Origin of the sequence: Budvicia aquatica DSM 5075 = ATCC 35567 (assembly GCF_000427805.1) — a bacterium.
GTDB classification, from domain to species: Bacteria; Pseudomonadota; Gammaproteobacteria; order Enterobacterales; family Enterobacteriaceae; genus Budvicia; species Budvicia aquatica.
In genome coordinates, this window is sequence record NZ_ATYS01000017.1 from 110,595 (window position 1) to 132,973 (window position 22,379).

The following is a 22,379-nucleotide window of genomic DNA, read 5'->3' on the forward strand; positions in this document are numbered from 1 at the left end:
ATTAACATTCCTTTAAAAATGAAAGCAACCGTTCAGAGAATCCCGCCGGATTTTCTGAGTGTGCATTATGGCCCGCAGCACTGATGGTGTGCAGCGGTAAAAAATTCTCATGAGCAATTTGCTGAAATTTAGCATCCTGCTCACCACATAGATAACAAAAAGGCAGATTTCTGCGTTTCACTAATTGTTGAATTTGTTCAACCAGCCAAGGCTGATGGCCCAGAGACGTAGCTTCCAGCATATGGGCAATGGCACTGCCGCTATTTTGGCAACGGCGCTCAATCAGCCGTTGACGAGCCTTATCGCTAAGCCCGGCGAAAACCGGCTGGTGATACCATTGTTCCAATACTTCAGCTAACGGCTGGCTGCGAAACTTATCGGCCCAGTGGCGATCGTGCTCTAAACGAGCCTGACGCGCTTGCGAAGAGACAAGCCCCGGGTTGCCCCCTTCAATCACTAATCCCTTGAGACCGGAACTGTCCCCTAAGCAGGCATGATACATCGCACTGCGCCCGCCCAGCGAGTAGCCAACTAAGATGTAGTGGCTAATATTATAGGCTAATAGCGTTTCACTAATCTGCTGGCTCAGAATATTAAACGCATCTTTACCGGCAATAGACTGCGACTCACCGTGCCCGGGTAAATCTAACGTAATACAAGACCATTGGCTGAAATAAGGCAATATGCCAGCCCAATCGTCCCCGCTGCCCAATAGGCCATGGATAAAGACCAACCAGGGTTTGTGCCGTTGATTATCGTCTGACGCAGGATAACATTTTGCCGCTAACATCAGAATGCCGCCGCATCATTAACTAAACGACGCAGGGTTTCGGCACCGTCATGAGGAGCAACCTTCAGTTCCAGCAATAAAACCCCCTGTTGATGCCAGCGCTGCTGAACAATATCCAGCAGGCTATCCCAGTCGTGCGGGCTGGCATAGTCTAAACCAAACATCGCTGCGGCATGCTCAAAATTGAGCTGGTGAGGCATACGATAAAAACGTTCTCTCTCTGCTTCCGGCGTGGGCAGTAACGAAAAGATCGATCCACCATTATTATTAACCACGATAAGCACCGTTGGAGCAGTACATTGACCGATCAAAGTCAGCCCATTTAAATCGTACAGCGCAGAGATATCCCCCACCACTGCCAGCATGGGTCGCTTAGCCCCGCGCTGAACGCCGGCTGCGGTAGAGAGCAACCCATCAATACCGCTGGCTCCGCGATTGCTATACACCGGATAGCCGGCCGGCAACTGCCCCAGCGCATCAATCAACCGTACAATCAGGCTATTGCCGGCAAAAAATAGGCCATTTTCCGGTAACAGCTGAGCCAGGCGGCTGGCTAATTGAGCTTCACCGAAGATTGAGCTCAAGGCGTCGATCGCGTGCTGCTGTGCCTTGCGGGATAATTCCGTTAATTGGGCTGCCCATGGTTGACGTTTTTCTGCCGGATGAAGTGCTAACCAGTGGCTGATATCAGAGACTAAACGCCGGCCACGATGATTAGCCGGATCCCCTCGGCCTTCAATATGGTCAATCAGCCAGTATTCCAGCGGTTTACACTTAGCCTGCCACTGAAGCATACGCTTACCGGTCAAACTCCCGCCAAATTGAATCACAATTTCAGCCTGTGCGAGTAACCGCTGAGCCTGAGGGTTATTTAGCCAAAGATCGGCACAGGGCAAAGGCTGACCGGAACTCGACAGTACATCCCCTAATAAAGGCCAGCCTAGGGTTTCAGCCCACTGAGCAACTTGTTTACCCTGTTCAGCGCTCATTCTGGCGGCAATGACCACGCCACGACGACGCTGCCATTGAGGCCAATCGCGCTGCGGCAAAGCGCGCTTTTCACTGCCAGCGCTTAGCCAGTGGTTACCCCCTTGCCACCAGTCCCCCAGTTCATCAGACCATGCGGCATAAGCGGCAGCATCGCCGCCATACAGAGGTTCAGCAAACGGGCAATTCACATGTAGAGCGCCCTGCTCAAGGCGGGACATAGCATGGTCAAGCGTTGAGGCCAGCCATGACGCCGAGATATCAGGCGTCGGGCGAGGTAGGGAGAGCGTCACTGTCGGGTGGTGGGAAAATATTCCGTCCTGACGAATAGCCTGATTAGCGCCGCAGTCAATCAGCTCGGGTGGCCGATCGGCGGTCAGTAATACCAAACGTTCCCCCGTCAGACTGGCTTCGATAAGTGCCGGATAGAGGTTAGCAACGGCGGTACCTGAAGTCACAATGACCGCTACCGGTTGACCGGTAACTTTAGCTAAGCCTAAAGCCAAATGGCCAAGGCCGCGCTCATCAAAATGAGTATGACAGGTGATTTTAGCGTTAGCCGCAGCTTCTAATGTCAGAGACGTAGACCGGGAACCCGGTGCAATACAGATATGCTGAACCCCGTGGCGGGTTAATGTTTCTAATAACACGGCCGCCCAGCGGCGGTTAAACACACTAATTGACATGGTGAACCCACCGAAGACAAACTTAATTGATTGATTTTACTGAAAAATAGAATCAGTTATTAAGTACTATGGTACACCAACCGACGGGCGTCGACAATAAATCGAAAGAGGCATATAGAGAAGCTATAGAAACGCGTTGATAAACACGTTGATTTATAAGTAAATACAACACAGAACGGGAAGAGAAATACTATTTTACTATTTTGGTATACACCGAGCACAACAGCTGAATAACCTTAAGCATCACAAGCTGCATCACTATCGCCAGCATAAATATCAAACCGGCCTGCTGGGCCAGTTTATAATTATCCCACTGGCAGGGCGAGGTTTGCTTATTGAGGCAAAATTCCCCATTGATGTTATAAGTCAGCTGTAGATCAACCACCCAATAGGACACCGCTAATGAAGTGAAAATCGTGAGATACAGAACCCATCGATATTTGATATTTCTGTAAACGTCACAAAACATATACGCCACAAAAATAACCGGAACTAATAATCTTATCGTTTTAGAGAGGTAATAGAAAAAAGTCTCATTGAAATAGCCGGACAGAGTCACATCAGAGGAAAATAGAATAAACCATACAATCAGTAAGAGGCTTACACACCAAGGCTTAAGCAACACCTTCAATACTCGGTTAATCATTTTCATCCCTGAGCTCTCATTGTGATAACTAAACAAACTATAGCGTTAATCACAGTGCAAAGCGATTTTCGTTATTCCCTTATCTGATGAGCTTAATTAAGAATAAAAACCGGATTGGGGCTAATCTTCATCAACCGTTTCTCACTGACTTCAGCATCTTCATCATGATCATAAACCAGTACGCTAAAATCATCTGATTTATTAATTGCTGCATATTCAGGCGTCGCCAGAAAATCCACCATAACCTGAGATAGCAACTCCATCCAGTAAGTATGCTTACCTTGCTCATCGGTACGAAAATAAGAATAGGTATGATCTTCAATGCAGTTCATGCAGCTAAAACACTGATACATCCAGTCGCCGGTATTATATTTTAAGCCTAAAATGCCTTCTTCAGACAGGTAATATTTCTGATACTCACCCGTTTGATAATAATGCAAAATATCAGTTAAGTGCCCGTTAGTGGTAAAACATAAATTCAGTTCAACGCCTTCATAAACATTGCAGTCAAAGGCAAAACCAGAAAAAACTTCATTCTGGTGCTCTCGCGTGAATTCATCAACCCGCTGCCGAACAAAAGACAAAATGTTTGCAGCGGACTCTTCATGATAACTTCTTAAACTTTCCATCGTTTTCTCATCAATATTAATGGTTATACCAGTCTGGCTTAGTCTCCGTAGCATCAGGATGACTATTAAATACCGAGATCAACTCAGGATAAAACCACATGCTAGCCGGGGTCACCGTTTTACGTTCCCACGGAATCGAGCCCAGGAACCACAAATGCCAGAACTGTAATCGGGCTTGAGGATTGTTGCTTAATAAGGTGTCAAAGGTTTCAACCTTACCGACAGGTATTGATAACGCGTCACGATAGATATCAAACACAAATTTAGAACAGAACTGACGAGGCGATTCATACTTAAAACCGGTGTGGTATAGCACTTTTAACCGCCCAGGCACCTGTTCAACGATAGCCTGCTTTTGCTCGTCAGTTAGCCCGCCGCTGAGGCGACGAATGCCATAACGACCATCAACGGAACGCTCAATAAATTTCTTTAACGTCGTAGTCTGAGATAGTGGCACTTTGCTTTCAGCCACGATGTAATCTTCACCGTCATGACCAATAATTATTCCAACATGATTACTCCAACACGCAGATGCAGCCGAAACCTGACGAAATAGTAAATTACCGATACTGGTAAAAACGACATCACCCACTTCATACGCTACCGGATAACCAAAGCTCATATACATTCCCTTATTCATATTCATTGTTATTGGAGGTTGCGAATTTTTTATAAATTAACCAACGCAAGTGAGTGAATCAATAGCTACGACAAACCTTTACTCTGGCTGACATATCTATCGGTTCCACCAATTATCTATACAGGAAACGCCTTAAATACGAGGGCTGGCGGCTATAATCTCCGCCTTATAAAGAGAAGTGAATCCCGAGGATTAAAACGTTAGTCCGGGATATTGATGTTAAGAAAACATCTTAGAATTATTGAAAGAGCAGCTTTTGGCTGCCCAAGAACTCTGGCGAAGCTCATTTAGAAAAACAAAACTAACTGTTATTAAGTCAATAATCAGTCCATTCGCTCATTTTCATCGATTTCTAACATATAGTAAGCAACCGAACAGAACAGAGAGTTTAAACGTGTCATATCGGCTAAAAGCCCCATATGCAGTGAACTGGTTTCCATACTTTGAATATTTTGTTGATGTAAACGGTCAACGTGAGCGTGTGAATAGCGTTGCCCTAATAGACGAAAGCGATGTTTTGCCCGACGCAGCCGCTTAGCATTATCAAGATCGCCGGTCAGAAATACCGACATGGATAAATCCAAATTCTTAATCAATCTTTCATATTGCGTTTGTAGCTCTTCAGCCCCTTCAACCGAAAACGACCGGCGAGCGTTGAGGGATTTTGCCGCGACGTCAGAGGTCATGCGTTCAATAATGTTACCGGCCTGTTCAAGGTTAACCGCAGTATCAATAATCTCAGCCCAACGGCGTGAATCTTCTTCACTCAATGTGTCCTGCTGAATACGGGAAAGATAAAGTTTGATCGCGCCAAACAGCATATCTACCTTGTCTTCAAGATGATTAACTTCGCGTTTTTGCTGGCTATCACCTTTCATTACGTCGTTAAAGCGTAATAACATTTGCCCGATAGCATCGCCTAAACGCAAGGTTTCACGCACCGTGTTAGACAGCGCCAGTGACGGGGTGTCCAGTGCGGTGGTGTCAAGATAACGCGGAGCCAGCTCTGCCGTGGCCGAGGAGTCATCAGATATCACCCGCGTGGTTAAACGGGCCATCGGCTCCACTAACGGCAGCATCAACAGACAGCGAATCAGGTTATAAAGGACGTGGAAATAGATCACCACTTCATCTGCGCGAAAAGAAAACTGTTTAATCCATTCACTCAGCGAGCCAATCCACGGTACCACCAGCAGGCAACCGATAATCTTAAATAGCAGGCTTCCCAGAACCAAGCGGCGAGAGATTGCCCCCTGTCCCCGGCTGCTCATTAGCGCCAAGAAACCACTACCTAAATTAGAACCAATAACAATACACAGTGCAATATACAGTGGCACCAAGCCGGTCGCCGCTAATGTAGCCGTTAATAGAACCGCAGCCAGGCTGGAATAACTGATCATCGCAAACAGCGCACCAATCAGTAATGCCAATATCACATCGCCCGCCAGCGATGAGAATACTACCTGTACCGCTGAAGCCTGAGTTATCGGTTCTGCCGATGCTACAATCAGTTGTAAGGCAAGGATAATTAAACCAAGCCCAATACCAACCCGCCCCATCTGGCCAATACGACTTTTACGCTGACTCAGAAAGGTAATAACACCAAATAAGATTAATACCGGCGATAACCATGAAAGATCGAAGGTCAGAACCCGGGCCATCAGGGCGGTACCGACATCAGCACCGAGTAACATCACTAGCCCGGGAGAGAGTGAAATCAACCCTTGAGAGACAAAAGAGATCACCAGTAACGCGGTGGCATTGCTACTCTGAACCAGCGCCGTAACACCGATCCCTGCTATAAACGCTTGCCCTTTCTTCTGCATGCTGGCGCTTAATACCCTGCGCAGGTCGCTCCCATACACGCGCATAATTCCAGTACGAACGATATGGGTCCCCCACACTAGCAGGGCCACCGAAGATAGCAGATGAAGTAACGTCAACATAACAAGTTCCTGTGATTCAACGACAAATAAACCGCCCGTGCCGTTGAATAATTTTACGACTAATAATTAACCGGCCTATACAATTAAAAGATCGAAATAACCGGCATACCATGCTGATATACCGAAAATTTTTAACTAGTGAAAATGGCTCAGATGAAAATAGATAATATCAAGCAACTTCTTATTATCAACGTCTTTTAACATCTTAACTGGTCTGCCCTCTGGTCGCGGAATACCAACGTCCAAACGTAAATTGTCAGGATCGCATCCCCACGTTGTCCCACGGGCCAGTTTACCCTCCAGAACGACATCAACAAACAGGCTCGACGTTGTTGCTACGCTGTTATCTAATAACCAAGCCACCACCAGCGCATCATGGATCCAACACCCCGGCAGATTACGGGTTTGCATTGAATAGTTAATCCACGGGCGAATGGTTTCAGTCAGATAGGCGCTCAAAGGCGAGTTTATCGCCGCTATCCGGTCAAGATCTTGATGAACCATTTGAGTTTGCGTAGTTGCATCCATCGGCACCAAGGTAATATTAGCACCGCTAGTCAAAACCACATGAGCTGCTTCAGGATCGACGCCAAAATTAGTATCTTTAATATAGCCGTCAACGTTAAATACGCCGCCCATAATAGCAATTTCAGCCACCGACTTGGCTAAATCAGGATAAAGCTGAATGGCATGAGCAATATTGGTCAACGGACCGATAGCCACCAGCGTAATCTCACCGGGGTTATTACAGATAAGCTCACCGATAGCATGAGCTGCCATCGGGGCTTCATGTTTTGCCATCTTCGGTGCCGGGACGTCCTGCCATAAGGTCGTTAAGCCATTTCGCTCTACTCCATTGTCCAGCTTATCCCGCCATGGCGCAGGAGGCTCGATTAACGCCTGCGACGCACCGCGTCGGATAGGAATATCCAGCCCTAAACGTTTAACTAGCGTATGGGCAACCGAGAAACCAACTTCGCTTGGCGTATTACCCGAAACGGTAGTGATCAACTCAAGGTTAATTTGTGGTGCCGCTATCGCTAGCGCCAGCGCCAGACCGTCATCAACATTAGCACCCGCTACGCCATTTCCCGGATCGCAATCAATAATTAAACGCATAATATAAATTATCTTTTCAGTTTATTCCGTTCAGGCGAACAACCACAGGATTCGCCCACCTGTAAATCAAAAGCAAACTCCTGCACGCAGCAAGAGCCGTTGCCGTTTTTAAGCATTTCAATCGCCGCCTTAGCCATCATGGTTACCGGCTGGCGCACCGCGGTTAACGACGGAACGTTGTATTCAGACTCAACGGTACCGTTAAAACAAACCAGTGCCAGTTGGCCCGGTACCGAAATATTTTGTTCAGACAATGCTCTGAGGCAACCAAAAGCCTGAAGCTCACTGGTTGCAAATAACGCTCGGGGCAATCGGCCTTTCAGCATTTGTTGCGTTGCCAGATACCCGCCTTCACGAGTATAGGTCGTTGGGAATATCCATTCATTCCGCACTTCCAGCCCGGCCTGCAATAAGGCTTGGCGCCAACCGCTAAGCCGATCCTGAGTATTAAGCATCTCTTCAGGCCCACAGATAATCGCAATATCACGATAGCCATGTTCAATCAGATGTTGGGTTGCCTGAAAAGCAGCCGCCTGTTCATCAACCCTGATAGCGCTGACATTCAATCCCGCATCTACCCGGTCTAACATTACACAAGGCGTACCGCTGGCTTGAATCAGTTCAATATAAGGATGGCGATCAACGCTGGTATATAGCAGGCCGTCGACCTGACGATGGAGCAGATTATTGATCAGTTCCAGCTCTCGCTGCCGATCGTCTCCTGCATCCCCCAACAATAACACCTGACCATGTGCAAAAGCCTCTTGTTGTAAAGCATGGGCCATTGACGAGATAAACGGGTTAGAAATATTAGGCACCACTAACCCGTAGGTTCGAGTGGTACCAGATGCCAGAGCCCGGGCAATACCATTCGGACGATAGCCGGTTTTTTTTATGGCCTCCAGCACCCGCTCTCTGGTTGTTGGAGCGACCGGACGCGGGCCGTTATTGATCACATAGCTAACAACCGCGACCGACGTTCCGGCTTCCCGCGCGACATCAGAACGTGTTACCCGACGACAATGTAAATTCGACACAGTGCGACCCACTTAATCTGCAAGACAGATATTGATAATCCGGACTCAAATTTTTTATACAATATAGGACCTTGAATAAAATAACACCCGACCAGGCTAATCCCTTAGCCTTTTGTCGGGAATCTCTGTCGGTTAATTTATTATATCGCATCATCCGGCAGGTTAAGGTCGCGCCCGCGCGTCTCCGGCGCAAAGAAAGTGGTTACCAACCCGATACCTGCCATAAAGACGAAATACGTTGCAATCGGCCACCAGTGTCCGGCATAAGACAGCATCACCGAAGCCAGCAGTGGCGCCGTACCACCGGATAAAATAGAACCAAGCTCTTTAGCAAACGCCATTTTACTGTAGCGGTTAGTCACACCAAACAGCTCAACGCCCCACGCAGCCTGTACGCCGAAGATTCCTAATGAGGCCAACCCCATGCCCACGATAATAGTACCAATGACCAACACCGGCTCACGGGTATCCAGCAGCATAAAGGCCGGGAACGCATACAACACTAATAACAGGCAGAACCAGCGATAGGTAATACGGCGGCCGAATCGGTCTGATAAATACCCTGCCAGCGGAATAATTAAAAAACCCAGCACCGAGGCGATAAATACCGCCATAGTCGGTACTGACTTATCAATCATTAACACTTTAGCGACATAGCCGATAATAAAACCTTGAGCCAGATATGAAGGTCCGTTTTCACCGATGCGTAAGCCAACCATGATCCAGAACGCTTTAGTCCGTTTCCAGAAGCTGCGGGTATCAACCTCAGCAACGTGCTTGCGGCCTTGTTCAAGGGCTAAACGCCGCTGTTCTTCCAGTACCTTTTTCTGACGCTCAAACACCGGCGTTTCCCGCATATTACGACGAATAAACAGCGCAACCGCGGCAATCACGATGCTGGATAAAAATGGAATTCTCCATCCCCATGCCAGCAAGGTTTCTTTATCCATTTGCAGGACAATCAGCCACACTAAAGCAGCCAGTAAAGTACCGCTGTTAGAACCGAGTGCAATAATAGAAGAAACCAGACCACGCTTCTCTGCCGGAGCATATTCCCCTAACATTACTGCCCCACCGGAAAGCTCTGCCCCGGCCCCCAACCCTTGCATAAATCGTAAAAAAGCCAGACATCCCGGTGCCCACAGACCAATTGACGCATAGCTCGGAATAGCACCAATAAGGGTAGTCGATAGCCCCATCATGGTAATGGTCGTTACCATAACAACCTTACGACCTTTACGATCGCCTAACCAACCGAACAGCAGCGCTCCGATAGGTCGGGCAACAAACCCGACGGAATAGGTCGCAAAGCTAGAGATCAAGGCAACGATAGGCGTTGCCTCGGGGAAAAACACATCACCAAAAATAATACCCGCCGCCAGACCATATAAAGCGAAGTCGGCATACTCCATGGTTGTCCCTAACCAGCATGAGAACGTTGCACGCCAGAAATCCTTTCGCCCTTCTTTAGTCACTAAGCGTTCTTCTGCTGCCAACATTTCTGTTGTAGCTGAACCGGTTGATTCCGGATTATTTATTATCGTCATTACAATATTCCTTGGATTAATCACTATTAATCACCTGAGACACCGTATTCGGCATACGACAAAAATCACGACACGCCGATACCTATCACTACCACCACACACACATTTATTTAAGATCATCGTATGGTTTAGATTTTATCTACCCGCGTAGATAGATCAAATCAACGCGCGTAGATTTAGAGTATGATCACAATTTATGACAGAATGATGAAAGTTGTCGTCGGCAGATAACTCAATAAGCAGAGTCAGACAAAAGGGATAGGATGCTATATCCAGCGGCGTACACGCTGGCAGTAACGCTGATATCGTTCACCAAAAATATCCATCAGCGCCCTTTCTTCAGGAATAATCTGAAACAGGGTAATAAAGCAGACAAAGAATGCGACGCCTAAAATGCCTAAAGGATTAACCAGATAAGCACTGAAGCTGATCAACAGCAGCGCAAGCGCCAGATACATCGGATTACGAGAGTAGGCATAAAGACCGGTATCAACCAACGTAGTGGCGGTATTCACTTTTACTGGGTTTACCGTAGTACCGGCTTTAAAGAAAGCCATCAGGCTTAAAACGCCGATAACGCCGGCGGCCAAAAAAGACAGGGCACAAACCAACCGGGTGATAGCCGTTTCGGTATATGCCATTGGAAAAAGAAAATTTAACAGCCAAATAAGCAGTATTGAAAAGGCAAAAACAATAACAGGTGGGATAAGCCGCTCAAGCCTTGAAAATGTCATATTCTTAGCTCCTTCAATTCAGATACATGCCCCAGATAGTTTGTAACCTTTAAGCTATGGCAAGAGAAGCACAGGCCCTAAAGCCTGGCATCCGGTTAATTACTCATCCAGTTCCAGCAGCGTTCTTAATCCCGCTGCCTTATTTTCTATCTCTAACCATTCCTGTTCAGGATCGGAGCCTGCAACGATACCGGCACCGGCATACAGATGGATATTATTACCTTCCACCAAAGCGGAACGCAGTGAAACGGCAAATTCAGTCTGATTGAGCGACAAATATCCAGCAGAACCGGCATACCAACCACGGGTAAAAGGTTCCTCATGCAAAATAAACTGGCGAGCCGGTTCCCGAGGAAGCCCGGCAACGGCAGCCGTCGGCTGCAGACGCTGTAAACTATCCGCATCATCGGCCGTGGCAAGTTCAGCATGAATACTACGACGCAAATGCTGCACCTTACGCAGGCGAACGATCTCGGCCGGCAAAACGTCTATGGCTAAGGTTCCCCCCTGCAGACGCTGACAGATATCATCGACAACTAAGAGATTCTCATGCTGGTTTTTCTTGTCCTGCATTAACCAGTCACCCAGCTCTTTTGCCTTTTGATTATCAGGCGAACCTGAAACCGTTCCGGCTAAGGCTTCAGTTTTAAGTTGATTGCCGATTCTTAAGAACAAACATTCAGGAGAGGAACCTAAGAATGCCCGGCTGTCATCCATTCTCATCATAAAATGGAAGCAGTGATGGTTTACTTTTTCACTGGCGTTAAGAAATGCAGCAGGATTCAATGGCTCATCAAGAGATAACGTGGAGCGGCGGGCCAGCACCACTTTTTCAAACTGTTTATTGAGAATGGCATCCAGCGCCAGCCCTAATAGTGAACACCACCCCTGCTTATCCGGCTGATGCTTAACCGCATTAACTTTTACGTTTACCGCAGCCAATGGCTTGCCGGGAGTCAGTTGGGCAAGACTCTGACGAGCCAGACAAACATCTTCAGCTAACGACGTTTCGCTATACAAATTAACCACCAAATGCTCTCCGCCACCGTCGCGCAGTAATTCAATTCGTGGTAAAAATAGCGCACTTTTTGGCGTATCGGCCGACGGAATCTCAACCTGATCGAACGTATTTAATCCCCAGATACGCATATCAGCGACGTTATTACTCACCAAAAACTGATGAGCAGACTCCGCGTCGCTAAAACGAACAACTTCGCCGCACACCGCAGCTTCCTCAAGGTCATCGCGCTGACGCCAGTAAAACTGAGGAAAAATCGACTGGGCGGCCAGCCAGCTCAATAATGAGGAGCGTTGTTGAAGCGTTAGCGGGATAGAAATACGCTCCCTACCTGGACCCGGACGAGCAACGTCTTGTAAGCGCTGATGCAGTTGCTTTACCAGTTCAGAAATTTGCTTCACTACCACCTCTCGTCCAAAAAACTAACTATAAAATTTTCTATAAAACTCAGGGTTCGGATTATACGGCGGATTGGGTTGAAAAACAGGTAAAAAAATACCGACCACCGGCCGGTATTTCATTGAGTCAATCTTATCGAAGATTACATCGGTAACGCGTGCTTCACTAGCGCAATCAATGGCTCCGGATACAGACCAAAGAACACAACTGCAATAGCAGACAACAGAACCACAACACCACCTGCAGTCAGCGCCCAGTTACCCGGAGTATCACGACGTAGCTGTTTAGGCGCGCTCAGATACAGGCTCACCATCACTCTCAGGTAGTAATATAAGCCAATCGCACTACCAACAACGACTGCGCCGGTTAACCACCACAGCTCAGAGCTGACACCAATAGCAATAACGTAGAACTTACCGATAAAGCCTAAGGTCATTGGTATACCAGCCAGCGAAAGCATCATAACGGTTAATACCGCAGACAAAATTGGCTTATGCCAGAATAGCCCGCGATAAGAGAACAGTGATTCAGCATCAGGACCAATGTATGGGCTGGACATCAGGCTGACTACGCCAAACGCTCCCAGACTAGCAAACAGATAACCGGCCAGATACACATTAACGCTTTCAATCGACAGTGCGGTATGGCTTTGAACGGCAATTAACGCAACCAGCAAATAGCCAAGGTGAGCAATCGAAGAGTAACCCAGCATACGCTTAATGTTGCTCTGGCTGATCGCCATAACGTTACCAAACAGAATAGAACAGAATGCGATCACACCCAGAACCAAACGAACTGATTCACTGTCAGCGACCGGCGCATACAGGAACATGCGCACCAAAACACCGAAGATAGCAATTTTACTGGCAGTAGCTAAAAAGGTTGATACCGGAGCAGGCGCACCCTGATAAACGTCCGGCGTCCATAGCTGGAATGGTACCAACGACAGTTTAAAACCAAAGCCGACTAACATCATACCCAGACCGGCAAGCAGTAAAGGCTGATGCAATGAAGCATCCCCCATACTCTGTCCCAGGGTAGCAAATGATAAGCCACCGGTTCCTGCGTACAGTAATGCCATACCGAACAGTAAGAAGGACGATGCTGCGGCTGACAGTAACATGTACTTAATTGCAGCTTCCAGTGACCGGCGCTGGCGATAAGCATAGCCAACTAAGCCAAATAGCGGCAATGAAATCAGCTCAAGGCCAATAAACAGTGAAGCTAAATGGTTAGCACTGGCTAACACTACGCCGCCCAGAGCAGCGATCAGGACTAAAAGATAAAACTCTTCTTTATTATCCGGATAGCCGTTTAACCATGGGTAAGCAAAGGTACAGGTTGCCAGACTGGCCAGAAGCACAAGCCCGGTAAAGAAAGAAGAAAATCCATCCACCCGAAGTAGCGGAGTCACATCCATCGGAGGCTGCTGCCCGACAAAAAATAGCGAGAGCAGTGCAACGTTGAGGCCGATAACCGCAATGGTTGCATTAATGAAGTGGTCGCGTCGCCACGCAATGGACAGCATCACGATTACCACAGTCAATCCAACGATTAACAGCGGTAACAGAGCGATCATATGTTGTGCAGTTAAAGTCATGGCGATTTACATTCCTATAGACATTTCTGGATAAACGGGAGCCGCTGCGCTAAACCATTTCTGGATGGTGCTAACAGCTGAATAAGACGTATCCAGAATCGGCTGAGGGTAAACGCCTAACAGAATTAACAGCACTACCAACAGCATTACCATAAGCAGTTCACGAAGATTCATGCCGGCAATGGGGGTATCGGACTTAGGCGCACCATAGTAAGCGCGCTGCATCATAATCAGTGAGTAGATTGATGCGAATACCAGACCAAAGGTGGCAATAACGGTAATGACAGGCACTACGCTATAGCTTCCGAACAGAATCATGAACTCACCGACGAAGTTACCGGTTCCCGGCATACCCAAGGTTGCCACTGCAAAGAACAATGACAGCGCCGGCAGATAGCGGATGCGTTTCCACAGGCCACCCATCTGACGCATATCCCGAGTATGCAGACGCTCGTACAGCTGACCACAGATAATAAACATACCGGCAGCCGACAGGCCGTGGGCAATCATCTGCACCACAGCACCTTGATAAGCCAGCAGATTACCGCTGTAAATCGCAATCATCACGAAGCCCATGTGGGATACGCTGGTATATGCGATAAGGCGTTTAATATCAGTCTGAACAAAGGCCATCCAAGCGCCGTAGAAAATACCGACGATGCCTAACCACATAGCGATTGGAGCAAAAGCCTGAGACGTTTCAGGGAACAGCGGCAGACAGAAACGTAACATACCGTAGGCCGCAGTTTTTAACAGAATACCCGCAAGGTCAACGGAACCTGCCGTTGGTGCCTGACTGTGGGCATCCGGTAACCAGCCATGTAATGGAACTACCGGCATTTTCACCGCAAAGGCAATAAAGAAGCCCAGCATGATCGCATACTGTACGCCATATGGCATTTCAGTATTCAGCAGGTCGGTATAACCGAAGGTTAAAACACCGGTACTTTGGTAGTGTGCAAAGACCAAGGCTATGATGGCGATCAGCATGATCAAGCCACTTGACTGGGTATAAATGAAGAACTTAGTCGCTGCAGTAATTCTGGTTTTACCATCTGACGCTTTGTGTCCCCACAGAGCAATCAGGAAGTACATTGGAACCAGCATCATCTCCCAGAAGAAGAAGAACAGGAACAGGTCCATTGCCAGGAACACGCCCATCACGCCGCCCAGAATCCACAGCAGGTTCAAATGGAAGAACCCCTGTGAACGCTGATTCTCTGTCCATGAACAGAGAATAGCCAGCACGCCTAAGAATGCGGTTAATACCACCATCAGCAGTGATAAGCCGTCCAGTGCCAGAGAGATCTTAATGCCAAGGCTTGGGATCCAATCCACTGAGAATGAACTCAGCCACAAAGACTTCGGAGCAGAATAGGTAAATCCGCTCGCCATCCACAGATAGAGAGACAGAATCAGCGTTAGCCCCATTGCTATCAATGCAATCCAGCGAGGCACTTTTGTACCTAAGCGCTCACTCGGCCAGCAAAGAAAACCGCCGATAAAGGGTAAAAGAATTAGCCAAGGTAGTAGCATGGCGTTTTATGTCCTTTATTTGAATAAACTTTATTCGAATAAGCTTTAGAAGCTTTCATTTTAAGTTATTCAGTTAAACCAACAACAACAGAGCCAATACGACCACTGCACCCAAAGCCATCGACGCCACATACCAGCGTAATAGCCCATTTTCACTGACTGCTAGCGTTCGGTTACTCATACGAGTCACTATCGCAGTAACGTTCATCAGTGAGTTCAGTGGATCGCGTCGTAATAACTTGGCAATGGCCAGATAAGGTTTGACGAATACTTTGTCATATAACCAGTCAAAGCCCCACGCGTTATACCACCAGGTAGAGAGCAATTTGCCCGGAGCGCTTTGTGCAATACTGGTAACCAGTTGACGTTTGCCCAGATACAGGGCCGCCGCCAGTAAGATACCTGCAATTGCGATAGCACCGGAAATTGCCTCAAGCATGAGTTTGCCTTCTTCACCAAACTGACGAACAGGTAGAACACCGTTCAGCGGTAGAGCAATGAAAGCACCCAAAGTAGTCGATAAAACTAACAGCACGATTAACGGTAAGTTATGAGCAATACCACCAACGGAATGCGCTTCAGTTTTCGCTTCACCATGGAACACGATAAAGATCATGCGGAAGGTATACAGCGAAGTCAGGAATGCACCGACTAAGCCCGCCATCATCAGATTAAAATGACCCGATGCATAAGCTTCAAATAAGATTTTATCTTTACTGAAGAAGCCAGAGGTTACCATTGGTAAGGCTGATAAGGCAGCACCGCCGACCAGGAAGCAAACATACACCAGCGGGATCTTGTTACGAAGTCCGCCCATCTTGAAGATATTTTGCTCGTGGTGACAGGCCAAAATCACTGAACCGGAAGAAAGGAACAGCAGAGCCTTAAAGAATGCATGGGTCATTAAGTGGAAAATGGCCGCATCCCATGCCTGAACGCCCAGAGCCAGGAACATATAGCCCAACTGACTCATGGTCGAATAAGCAAGCACACGTTTGATATCGGTTTGAACCAGTGCAGCAAAGCCAGCCAGCAATAACGTCACACCGCCGATAACCCCGACCAGATTTAACACTTCCGGGGTCAACAGGAACAGACCATTAGTACGGGCAATCAGATAGACGCCCGCGGTTACCATGGTTGCGGCATGGATCAGCGCAGAGACTGGCGTAGGGCCAGCCATCGCATCGGCTAACCACGTTTGTAACGGTAGCTGTGCTGATTTACCCACTGCACCACCCAGTAACATCAAGGTCGCCCAGTTCATCGCCGTTGAACCAACGGCAAATTTCTGCGGAGCAAGTTCCATTAGCGTACGAATATCCAGCGTGCCCAGTTCGGTATAAAGGATAAACAGACCGATCGCTAAGAATACGTCACCAACGCGGGTCACGATAAAGGCTTTCATTGCCGCAGCACCGTTCTTCGGATTGGTATAGTAGAATCCGATTAACAGGTAGCTACACAGCCCTACCCCTTCCCAACCCAGATACATTAGCAATAAGTTGTCAGCTAAAACCAAGACAACCATGCTGGCAATAAACAGGTTAGTGTAAGCAAAGAAACGGGAATAGCCTTCTTCTCCACGCATGTACCATGACGCATACAGGTGGATTAAGAAACCCACACCGACGACCACGGATAACATAGTGGCGGACAGGCTATCCAGCGTTAAGGTTACGCTGATATTGAAAGTATCAACCGTCATCCAGTTCCAAAGCACTTGCTTAGAAACCTCAGCATCATTGCCCTGAGTCACGAAGCCATAAACTATCCACGCTGTGACTAATGCAGCCAGACCAATAGAGCCAACACCAACGGTCGCAGAGGTATTTTCAGACCAGCGGCCACGAGAGAATGCCAGCAATAAAAAGCCCAGCAGCGGTAGCAAAATAGTTAGATATAATAGGTTCTGGTTCATCCGCGCATCTCACTGACAGAGTCAATATTCAGGGTTTGACGACGACGATGAAGCTGTAGCAACAGAGCAAGGCCAATACTGGCTTCTGCTGCTGCAAGGCTAATAACCAGAATGTACATCACTTGCCCATCCGGCTGTTGCCAAAAGCTACCCGCCACTACAAACGCCAACGCTGCGGCGTTAATCATGATTTCTAAGCTGATCAGCATAAATAACAAATTACGGCGAATCAGCAGTCCGGTCAGCCCCAGCACAAACAAAATCGCTGCCAGAATCAGACCATGTTCCAATGGGATCATGCTTGTTCCTCCGCTTTGTTACTCTCTTTGATGCTTTCTTTATTGCTCTGAGCATCGGCACTCTTGTTTTCGCGCCCTAAATGGTACGCAACCACAATACCGGCCAGCAGCAGCATTGAAGCCAGCTCAACCGCAAGAACGTAAGGACCAAACAGGCTAACACCCACCCGTTTTGCATCCACCATCTCACCGCTGATCATATTTCCGCTACCGGAAACGCTGAAAATAGCCACACAAAGAATAATTAACAGAATTAAGCAGAGTACGGAAGGACCAATCCAGATGCTCGGTTTTAGCCATTCACGCTCTTGCTCAGTCACTGAGTTACCCAGATTGAGCATCATGACTACGAAAACGAACAGTACCATGATGGCACCGGCATATACGATAATCTCAAGCGCACCGGCAAAGTAAGCGCCCAGCGAGAAAAACACGCCGGAAATCGCAAGCAGCGACACGATTAAATAGAGTAATGCGTGTACCGGATTGGTATGGCTTATCACCCTTAGCGTTGCCAAAATGGCGATGGCCGCTGAAATATAAAATGCAACTACCACGTTCAGCTCCTTTAGGGTAATAGACCTTTGAGGTCAATCGGTTTAGATTCGTTTTCCGCTTCGCCTTTGGCTTTACCATCAATAGACATACCGGACATACGGTAGAAGCTATATTCAGGGTATTTACCCGGGCCGGAGATCAGTAAATCTTCTTTTTCGTACACCAGATCCTGTCGCTTAAAATCAGCCATTTCAAAATCAGGCGTTAACTGAATCGCCGTTGTCGGACAAGCCTCTTCACACATGCCGCAGAAAATACAGCGTGAGAAGTTAATGCGGAAAAACTCCGGATACCAACGGCCATCCTGCATTTCTGCTTTCTGTAAAGAGATACAGCCAACAGGGCAAGCAACGGCACACAGGTTACAGGCTACACAACGCTCTTCGCCGTCAGGATCGCGGGTTAGAACGATACGGCCACGGTAACGAGGCGGTACATAAATAGGAACATCCGGATACATTCTGGTATCACGCTTATGGAAAGCGTGTAAGAAGGTAATCCAAAGACTGCGCAGTTGGGTTCCAAAGCCAACCACTAACTCTTTTAACGTCATGGTTAATCTCTCTCCCTTATTGCGCTCTGATTAGAATCACTGCGGCAGTTACCAGCAGGTTCAACAGGGTCAATGGTAAACATACGCGCCAGCCAAAGGCCATTACTTGGTCATAACGAGGACGAGGTAATGAAGCACGCACCAGAATAAACATCATCATGAAAAACCCTGTTTTCAGGGCAAACCACAGAATCGGAGGTAAGAACGGCCCCTGCCAGCCGCCAAAGAACAGCGTAACAATTAAGGCAGAAATAGTAACGATACCGACATATTCACCGACGAAAAACAGACCAAACTTCATGCCTGAATATTCAATGTGGTAACCATCAGCGATTTCTTGCTCTGCTTCCGGTTGGTCAAACGGATGGCGGTGACATACCGCAATACCCGCAATCACAAAGGTACAGAAGCCAAAGAACTGAGGAATGACAAACCACAGGTCAGCCTGAGCGGCAACGATATCGCGCATATTGAATGAGCCGGTAACGGCAACAATGCCCATCAGCGATAAACCTAAAAACACTTCATAGCTTAAGGTTTGAGCTGAAGCACGCATTGCACCAAGCAATGCGTATTTATTGTTACTTGACCAGCCTGCAAACAACACCGCATATACCGCCAGCCCCGCCAGCATAAAGAAAAACAGTATGCCGATATTCAGGTCTGAAACACCCCAGGTGGGCGTTACCGGTACAATCGCGAAGGCCAACAGCATTGAGCAGAAGGCGATCATCGGTGCCAGAGTAAAGATCATCTTGTCAGAGAAGTTAGGAACCCAGTCCTCTTTAAAGAACATCTTGATCATATCTGCAACTATCTGCAGCGATCCAAAAGGTCCTACACGGTTTGGTCCGTAACGATCCTGAAACAGAGATAACAGGCGGCGCTCACCGAAACTCATCAGCGCACCACAAGTTACCACTACCAGCAGGATAACAACGGCCTTTCCTACTGAAATCAAAATGTCGACGGTTTCCGGAGCCAGCCAACTCATACTGTTGCCTCCCTCAGGTTTTCAACACGCTCGCCTGCTAATACAGGAGAGATACCCGGTAAACCTAGAGGTAAACCGACCAGTCCCTGTTCCAGAGACTCACTGACTCTTACCGGTAGCTTCAGATCTGCACCTGAACAGCTAAAGGCAACTAATGAGCCAGTGCTGACGCTTAATGAGGCCGCATCCTGTGGATTGAGCATGACATAGGCTTCAGGCATACGCTGTTGAATAACGTCTGAACGCTGAGACATTTCATCACTACCGAACAGATGATAGTAAGGAGCAACACGCCAAGCGTTTTCCGCTTTAACCGGAGCCCTAGTGACCGCATCGAAATAAGCCAGAGATGCATTATCCTGTGGCTCAATCAATCGAATGCCCGGATCCCCTGCCCGAAGACTCCCACCGACTTCAGACTGGAATTTATTCCACGCCTGAGGTGAGTTCCAGCCCGGAGCCCATGCAAATGGAATTTGCTGACGATCGGCTTCCGGAGCACTGTAACCTTCCATTGAGTAAGCAAAGGCTGTGTCATTGTCTTTTGGTTGGCGTTTCTCATGCACGTTAACGTCCGCCAGCATTGCAGTACGGCCGCTGTAGCGATGTGGCTCACGAGCAATTTTCATTCCGCGAATACGGAAAGACGCATCCGGAGCGGCATTCACCATACCGGCCAGCTGTGGGAACTCTTCGGCACAGGCCGACACAACGTGATCCAGTAATGTCCAGTCCAGTTGACGGCTGGTATAAACGCTTTGCAGCGAATGTAACCAACGCCAGCTTTCAAGAATGTAGCTCTTGTTTGCCGGATCTTTATCGTAGAACGAAGGCTCATAAACTTGGAAGAAGCGCTGAGCACGGCCTTCCTGATTAACTAAGGTACCGTCGCTCTCTGCAAAGCTTGCTGCGGAAAGAATCATGGTCGCTTTATCCATCACCGCGGTACGCTGATGGTCAACGACGATCAGGTTCTCAACTTTAGCTAACGCAGCATCTACCCTGTCGGCCGGCGCATGACGATAAAGGTCATTTTCCATCACAATCAGCGTATCAGCTTCACCGCTTTCAATTTGGGCTAAAGCATCATTGATTGAGCTACCGCCCATCATAGCAACGCCCATACTGTTAGCTTCTGCTGCGACAAAGGTAATACCCGTTTCCAGACCTTTCTGTTTTAAAGCTAAAGCAATATTTGCCGCGGCCTGAATAATATCGTCACTGGCTGCACCACTACCGGTAACAATCAGTGGCTTTCTTGCGCCGGATAATGCCTGAGCAATAATATCAACTTTACCATTCAGCGAAGCCGGTAAATCAAGCGCATTCGGTGCTTTACCGTCGATAGCATGAGCGATAGCAAAACCTAAACGCGCCTGCTCTTCAACCGATGCACTGTAGTTCCATGCCGCGACATCATCCAGACGGGTTTTATCTACGTTGGTGGTAAACAACGGATATTTAGCATGCTGTCCGATATTCTGAATCGCCGCAATTTGCCAGTCAGCAACACGCTGTGCTGCAGCCATTTCGCGAGCTTTGCCTTTTACTGCCTGACGCAGAGCCAGAGCTATACGCGCGCCGGTTTGAGTGACATCTTCACCCAATACCAGAACCGCATCGTAGCTTTCCATCTCACGCAGCGAAGGGGTATAAATTCCGCTTTCACGCAGAACCTTTTGCATCAGTTGAACGCGGGCTAATTCTGCTGCCCCCATACCGGTTGAGAAGTTCTCAGCACCGACCAACTGGCGTAAAGCAAAGTTACTTTCCAGACTGGCGCGCGGTGAACCAATACCGATGGTTTTCTTCGACTGACGTAAAACGTCTGCGGCACCCTGCATAGCCTGCTCAGGGTTAAGATTTACCCAGTCAACGCCACGCAATTGCAGCGGATGACGCGGGCGATCTTTCAAATTGACATAACCGTAACCAAAACGGCCACGGTCACATAAGAAATGGTGGTTTACCGTACCGTTATAGCGGTTCTCAATACGGCGAAGTTCGCCATAACGCTCGCCCGGGCTGGTATTACAACCTACGCTGCACTGTTGACAGATGCTTGGCGCGAACTGCATATCCCATTTACGGTTATAACGATCTGAGTGGGTTTTATCGGTGAATACACCGGTAGGACACACTTCAACCAGGTTGCCGGAGAATTCACTTTCTAAAGTGCCATCTTCAGGGCGACCAAAATAAACGTTGTCATGGGCACCGTATACGCCTAAGTCTTCACCACCCGCATAATCTTTGTAATAACGAACGCAGCGGTAACAGGCGATACAACGGTTCATTTCATGGTTAATGAAAGGCCCCAGGTCCTGATTATTGTGCGTACGCTTATTAAAACGATATTTGCGGAAGCTATGACCCGTCATTACGGTCATATCCTGCAAATGACAGTTTCCGCCCTCTTCACAGACCGGACAGTCGTGAGGATGGTTTACCATTAAAAATTCCACCACAGCTTCGCGGAACTTCTTGGCTTCTTCATCTTCAATAGCAATAAAGCTACCGTCAGATGCCGGAGTCATACAAGACATCACCAAACGCCCGCGTTTATCATCAGGCCCCTGGAATTGCTTAACCGCACATTGGCGGCAAGCGCCGACGCTACCTAACGCCGGATGCCAGCAAAAGTAAGGAATATCAAGGCCGAGCGAGAGACAAGCCTGTAACAGGTTCTCAGCGCCGTCAACTTCATATTCTTTGCCGTCTACATGAATCGTTGCCATAG

General features: G+C 48.0%; 19 protein-coding genes. All 19 read right to left on the reverse strand.

Going from position 1 to position 22,379, the window contains the following annotated elements; all coding sequences use genetic code 11:
• Nucleotide 1: 1 nt before the first annotated feature.
• Complete coding sequence (gene menH, locus YWE_RS0108625; protein ID WP_029094159.1) at nucleotides 2–790, reverse strand: 2-succinyl-6-hydroxy-2,4-cyclohexadiene-1-carboxylate synthase; 789 nt, start codon at nucleotides 788–790, stop codon at nucleotides 2–4.
• Nucleotides 790–2,463, reverse strand: a complete 1,674-nt coding sequence (gene menD / locus YWE_RS0108630; RefSeq protein WP_029094160.1) for a 2-succinyl-5-enolpyruvyl-6-hydroxy-3-cyclohexene-1-carboxylic-acid synthase — start codon at nucleotides 2,461–2,463, stop codon at nucleotides 790–792. The genes menH and menD overlap by 1 nt, the downstream gene beginning before the upstream one ends.
• Nucleotides 2,464–2,653: 190 nt before the next feature.
• The gene (locus tag YWE_RS0108635; RefSeq protein WP_029094161.1) at nucleotides 2,654–3,115 is read right to left on the reverse strand and encodes a hypothetical protein; all 462 of its coding nucleotides are present in this window, start codon (nucleotides 3,113–3,115) and stop codon (nucleotides 2,654–2,656) included.
• Between the two features lie 86 nt (nucleotides 3,116–3,201).
• The gene (locus YWE_RS26945) at nucleotides 3,202–3,738 is read right to left on the reverse strand and encodes a DUF4303 domain-containing protein (protein WP_051323257.1); all 537 of its coding nucleotides are present in this window, start codon (nucleotides 3,736–3,738) and stop codon (nucleotides 3,202–3,204) included.
• A gap of 16 nt (nucleotides 3,739–3,754) precedes the next feature.
• Nucleotides 3,755–4,360, reverse strand: coding sequence for a YebB family permuted papain-like enzyme (locus tag YWE_RS26950; protein WP_051323258.1), 606 nt, complete (start codon nucleotides 4,358–4,360; stop codon nucleotides 3,755–3,757).
• Between the two features lie 341 nt (nucleotides 4,361–4,701).
• Nucleotides 4,702–6,324, reverse strand: coding sequence for a Na/Pi cotransporter family protein (locus YWE_RS0108650; RefSeq protein WP_029094162.1), 1,623 nt, complete (start codon nucleotides 6,322–6,324; stop codon nucleotides 4,702–4,704).
• Between the two features lie 135 nt (nucleotides 6,325–6,459).
• Entirely contained in the window at nucleotides 6,460–7,443 is a 984-nt protein-coding gene (locus tag YWE_RS0108655) for a nucleoside hydrolase (RefSeq protein WP_029094163.1), read from the reverse strand.
• 8 nt (nucleotides 7,444–7,451) lie between these two features.
• On the reverse strand, nucleotides 7,452–8,480 hold the full coding sequence (locus tag YWE_RS0108660) for a LacI family DNA-binding transcriptional regulator (protein ID WP_084167028.1): 1,029 nt from the start codon (nucleotides 8,478–8,480) through the stop codon (nucleotides 7,452–7,454).
• A 140-nt stretch (nucleotides 8,481–8,620) separates the two neighbouring features.
• Nucleotides 8,621–10,027 carry an MFS transporter gene (locus tag YWE_RS0108665; protein WP_036015509.1) on the reverse strand — a complete coding sequence of 469 codons (1,407 nt, stop codon included), beginning with the start codon at nucleotides 10,025–10,027 and terminating at the stop codon, nucleotides 8,621–8,623.
• Between the two features lie 266 nt (nucleotides 10,028–10,293).
• Complete coding sequence (locus YWE_RS0108670) at nucleotides 10,294–10,761, reverse strand: methyltransferase family protein (RefSeq protein WP_036015512.1); 468 nt, start codon at nucleotides 10,759–10,761, stop codon at nucleotides 10,294–10,296.
• Between the two features lie 99 nt (nucleotides 10,762–10,860).
• Nucleotides 10,861–12,180, reverse strand: coding sequence for an isochorismate synthase MenF (gene menF / locus YWE_RS0108675; RefSeq protein WP_029094167.1), 1,320 nt, complete (start codon nucleotides 12,178–12,180; stop codon nucleotides 10,861–10,863).
• Between the two features lie 140 nt (nucleotides 12,181–12,320).
• On the reverse strand, nucleotides 12,321–13,778 hold the full coding sequence (gene nuoN, locus YWE_RS0108680) for an NADH-quinone oxidoreductase subunit NuoN (protein ID WP_029094168.1): 1,458 nt from the start codon (nucleotides 13,776–13,778) through the stop codon (nucleotides 12,321–12,323).
• Nucleotides 13,779–13,784: 6 nt separating this feature from the next.
• The gene (gene nuoM / locus YWE_RS0108685; RefSeq protein ID WP_029094169.1) at nucleotides 13,785–15,314 is read right to left on the reverse strand and encodes an NADH-quinone oxidoreductase subunit M; all 1,530 of its coding nucleotides are present in this window, start codon (nucleotides 15,312–15,314) and stop codon (nucleotides 13,785–13,787) included.
• Between the two features lie 73 nt (nucleotides 15,315–15,387).
• Nucleotides 15,388–17,235: an NADH-quinone oxidoreductase subunit L gene (nuoL, locus tag YWE_RS0108690; protein ID WP_029094170.1), complete on the reverse strand. Its 1,848-nt coding sequence runs from the start codon at nucleotides 17,233–17,235 to the stop codon at nucleotides 15,388–15,390.
• On the reverse strand, nucleotides 17,232–17,534 hold the full coding sequence (gene nuoK, locus YWE_RS0108695) for an NADH-quinone oxidoreductase subunit NuoK (protein ID WP_029094171.1): 303 nt from the start codon (nucleotides 17,532–17,534) through the stop codon (nucleotides 17,232–17,234). The genes nuoL and nuoK overlap by 4 nt, the downstream gene beginning before the upstream one ends.
• Nucleotides 17,531–18,091 carry an NADH-quinone oxidoreductase subunit J gene (nuoJ, locus tag YWE_RS0108700; RefSeq protein ID WP_029094172.1) on the reverse strand — a complete coding sequence of 187 codons (561 nt, stop codon included), beginning with the start codon at nucleotides 18,089–18,091 and terminating at the stop codon, nucleotides 17,531–17,533. The genes nuoK and nuoJ overlap by 4 nt, the downstream gene beginning before the upstream one ends.
• A gap of 11 nt (nucleotides 18,092–18,102) precedes the next feature.
• Entirely contained in the window at nucleotides 18,103–18,645 is a 543-nt protein-coding gene (gene nuoI, locus YWE_RS0108705; RefSeq protein ID WP_029094173.1) for an NADH-quinone oxidoreductase subunit NuoI, read from the reverse strand.
• Nucleotides 18,646–18,661: 16 nt separating this feature from the next.
• The gene (gene nuoH / locus YWE_RS0108710) at nucleotides 18,662–19,639 is read right to left on the reverse strand and encodes an NADH-quinone oxidoreductase subunit NuoH (protein ID WP_029094174.1); all 978 of its coding nucleotides are present in this window, start codon (nucleotides 19,637–19,639) and stop codon (nucleotides 18,662–18,664) included.
• Nucleotides 19,636–22,377, reverse strand: a complete 2,742-nt coding sequence (gene nuoG, locus YWE_RS0108715) for an NADH-quinone oxidoreductase subunit NuoG (RefSeq protein ID WP_029094175.1) — start codon at nucleotides 22,375–22,377, stop codon at nucleotides 19,636–19,638. Before nuoG ends, nuoH begins: the two co-directional genes overlap by 4 nt.
• Between the last annotated feature and the right edge of the window lie 2 nt (nucleotides 22,378–22,379).

Excerpts from the sequence above, each read along its gene's own strand:
- menH (WP_029094159.1), bottom strand. The coding sequence starts at position 790 with ATGTTAGCGGCAAAATGTTATCCTGCGTCAGACGATAATCAACGGCAC.
- menD (WP_029094160.1), bottom strand. The coding sequence starts at position 2,463 with ATGTCAATTAGTGTGTTTAACCGCCGCTGGGCGGCCGTGTTATTAGAA.
- YWE_RS0108635 (WP_029094161.1), bottom strand. The coding sequence starts at position 3,115 with ATGAAAATGATTAACCGAGTATTGAAGGTGTTGCTTAAGCCTTGGTGT.
- YWE_RS26945 (WP_051323257.1), bottom strand. The coding sequence starts at position 3,738 with ATGGAAAGTTTAAGAAGTTATCATGAAGAGTCCGCTGCAAACATTTTG.
- YWE_RS26950 (WP_051323258.1), bottom strand. The coding sequence starts at position 4,360 with ATGAGCTTTGGTTATCCGGTAGCGTATGAAGTGGGTGATGTCGTTTTT.
- YWE_RS0108650 (WP_029094162.1), bottom strand. The coding sequence starts at position 6,324 with ATGTTGACGTTACTTCATCTGCTATCTTCGGTGGCCCTGCTAGTGTGG.
- YWE_RS0108655 (WP_029094163.1), bottom strand. The coding sequence starts at position 7,443 with ATGCGTTTAATTATTGATTGCGATCCGGGAAATGGCGTAGCGGGTGCT.
- YWE_RS0108665 (WP_036015509.1), bottom strand. The coding sequence starts at position 10,027 with ATGACGATAATAAATAATCCGGAATCAACCGGTTCAGCTACAACAGAA.
- YWE_RS0108670 (WP_036015512.1), bottom strand. The coding sequence starts at position 10,761 with ATGACATTTTCAAGGCTTGAGCGGCTTATCCCACCTGTTATTGTTTTT.
- nuoN (WP_029094168.1), bottom strand. The coding sequence starts at position 13,778 with ATGACTTTAACTGCACAACATATGATCGCTCTGTTACCGCTGTTAATC.
- nuoM (WP_029094169.1), bottom strand. The coding sequence starts at position 15,314 with ATGCTACTACCTTGGCTAATTCTTTTACCCTTTATCGGCGGTTTTCTT.
- nuoL (WP_029094170.1), bottom strand. The coding sequence starts at position 17,235 with ATGAACCAGAACCTATTATATCTAACTATTTTGCTACCGCTGCTGGGC.
- nuoK (WP_029094171.1), bottom strand. The coding sequence starts at position 17,534 with ATGATCCCATTGGAACATGGTCTGATTCTGGCAGCGATTTTGTTTGTG.
- nuoI (WP_029094173.1), bottom strand. The coding sequence starts at position 18,645 with ATGACGTTAAAAGAGTTAGTGGTTGGCTTTGGAACCCAACTGCGCAGT.
- nuoH (WP_029094174.1), bottom strand. The coding sequence starts at position 19,639 with ATGAGTTGGCTGGCTCCGGAAACCGTCGACATTTTGATTTCAGTAGGA.
- nuoG (WP_029094175.1), bottom strand. The coding sequence starts at position 22,377 with ATGGCAACGATTCATGTAGACGGCAAAGAATATGAAGTTGACGGCGCT.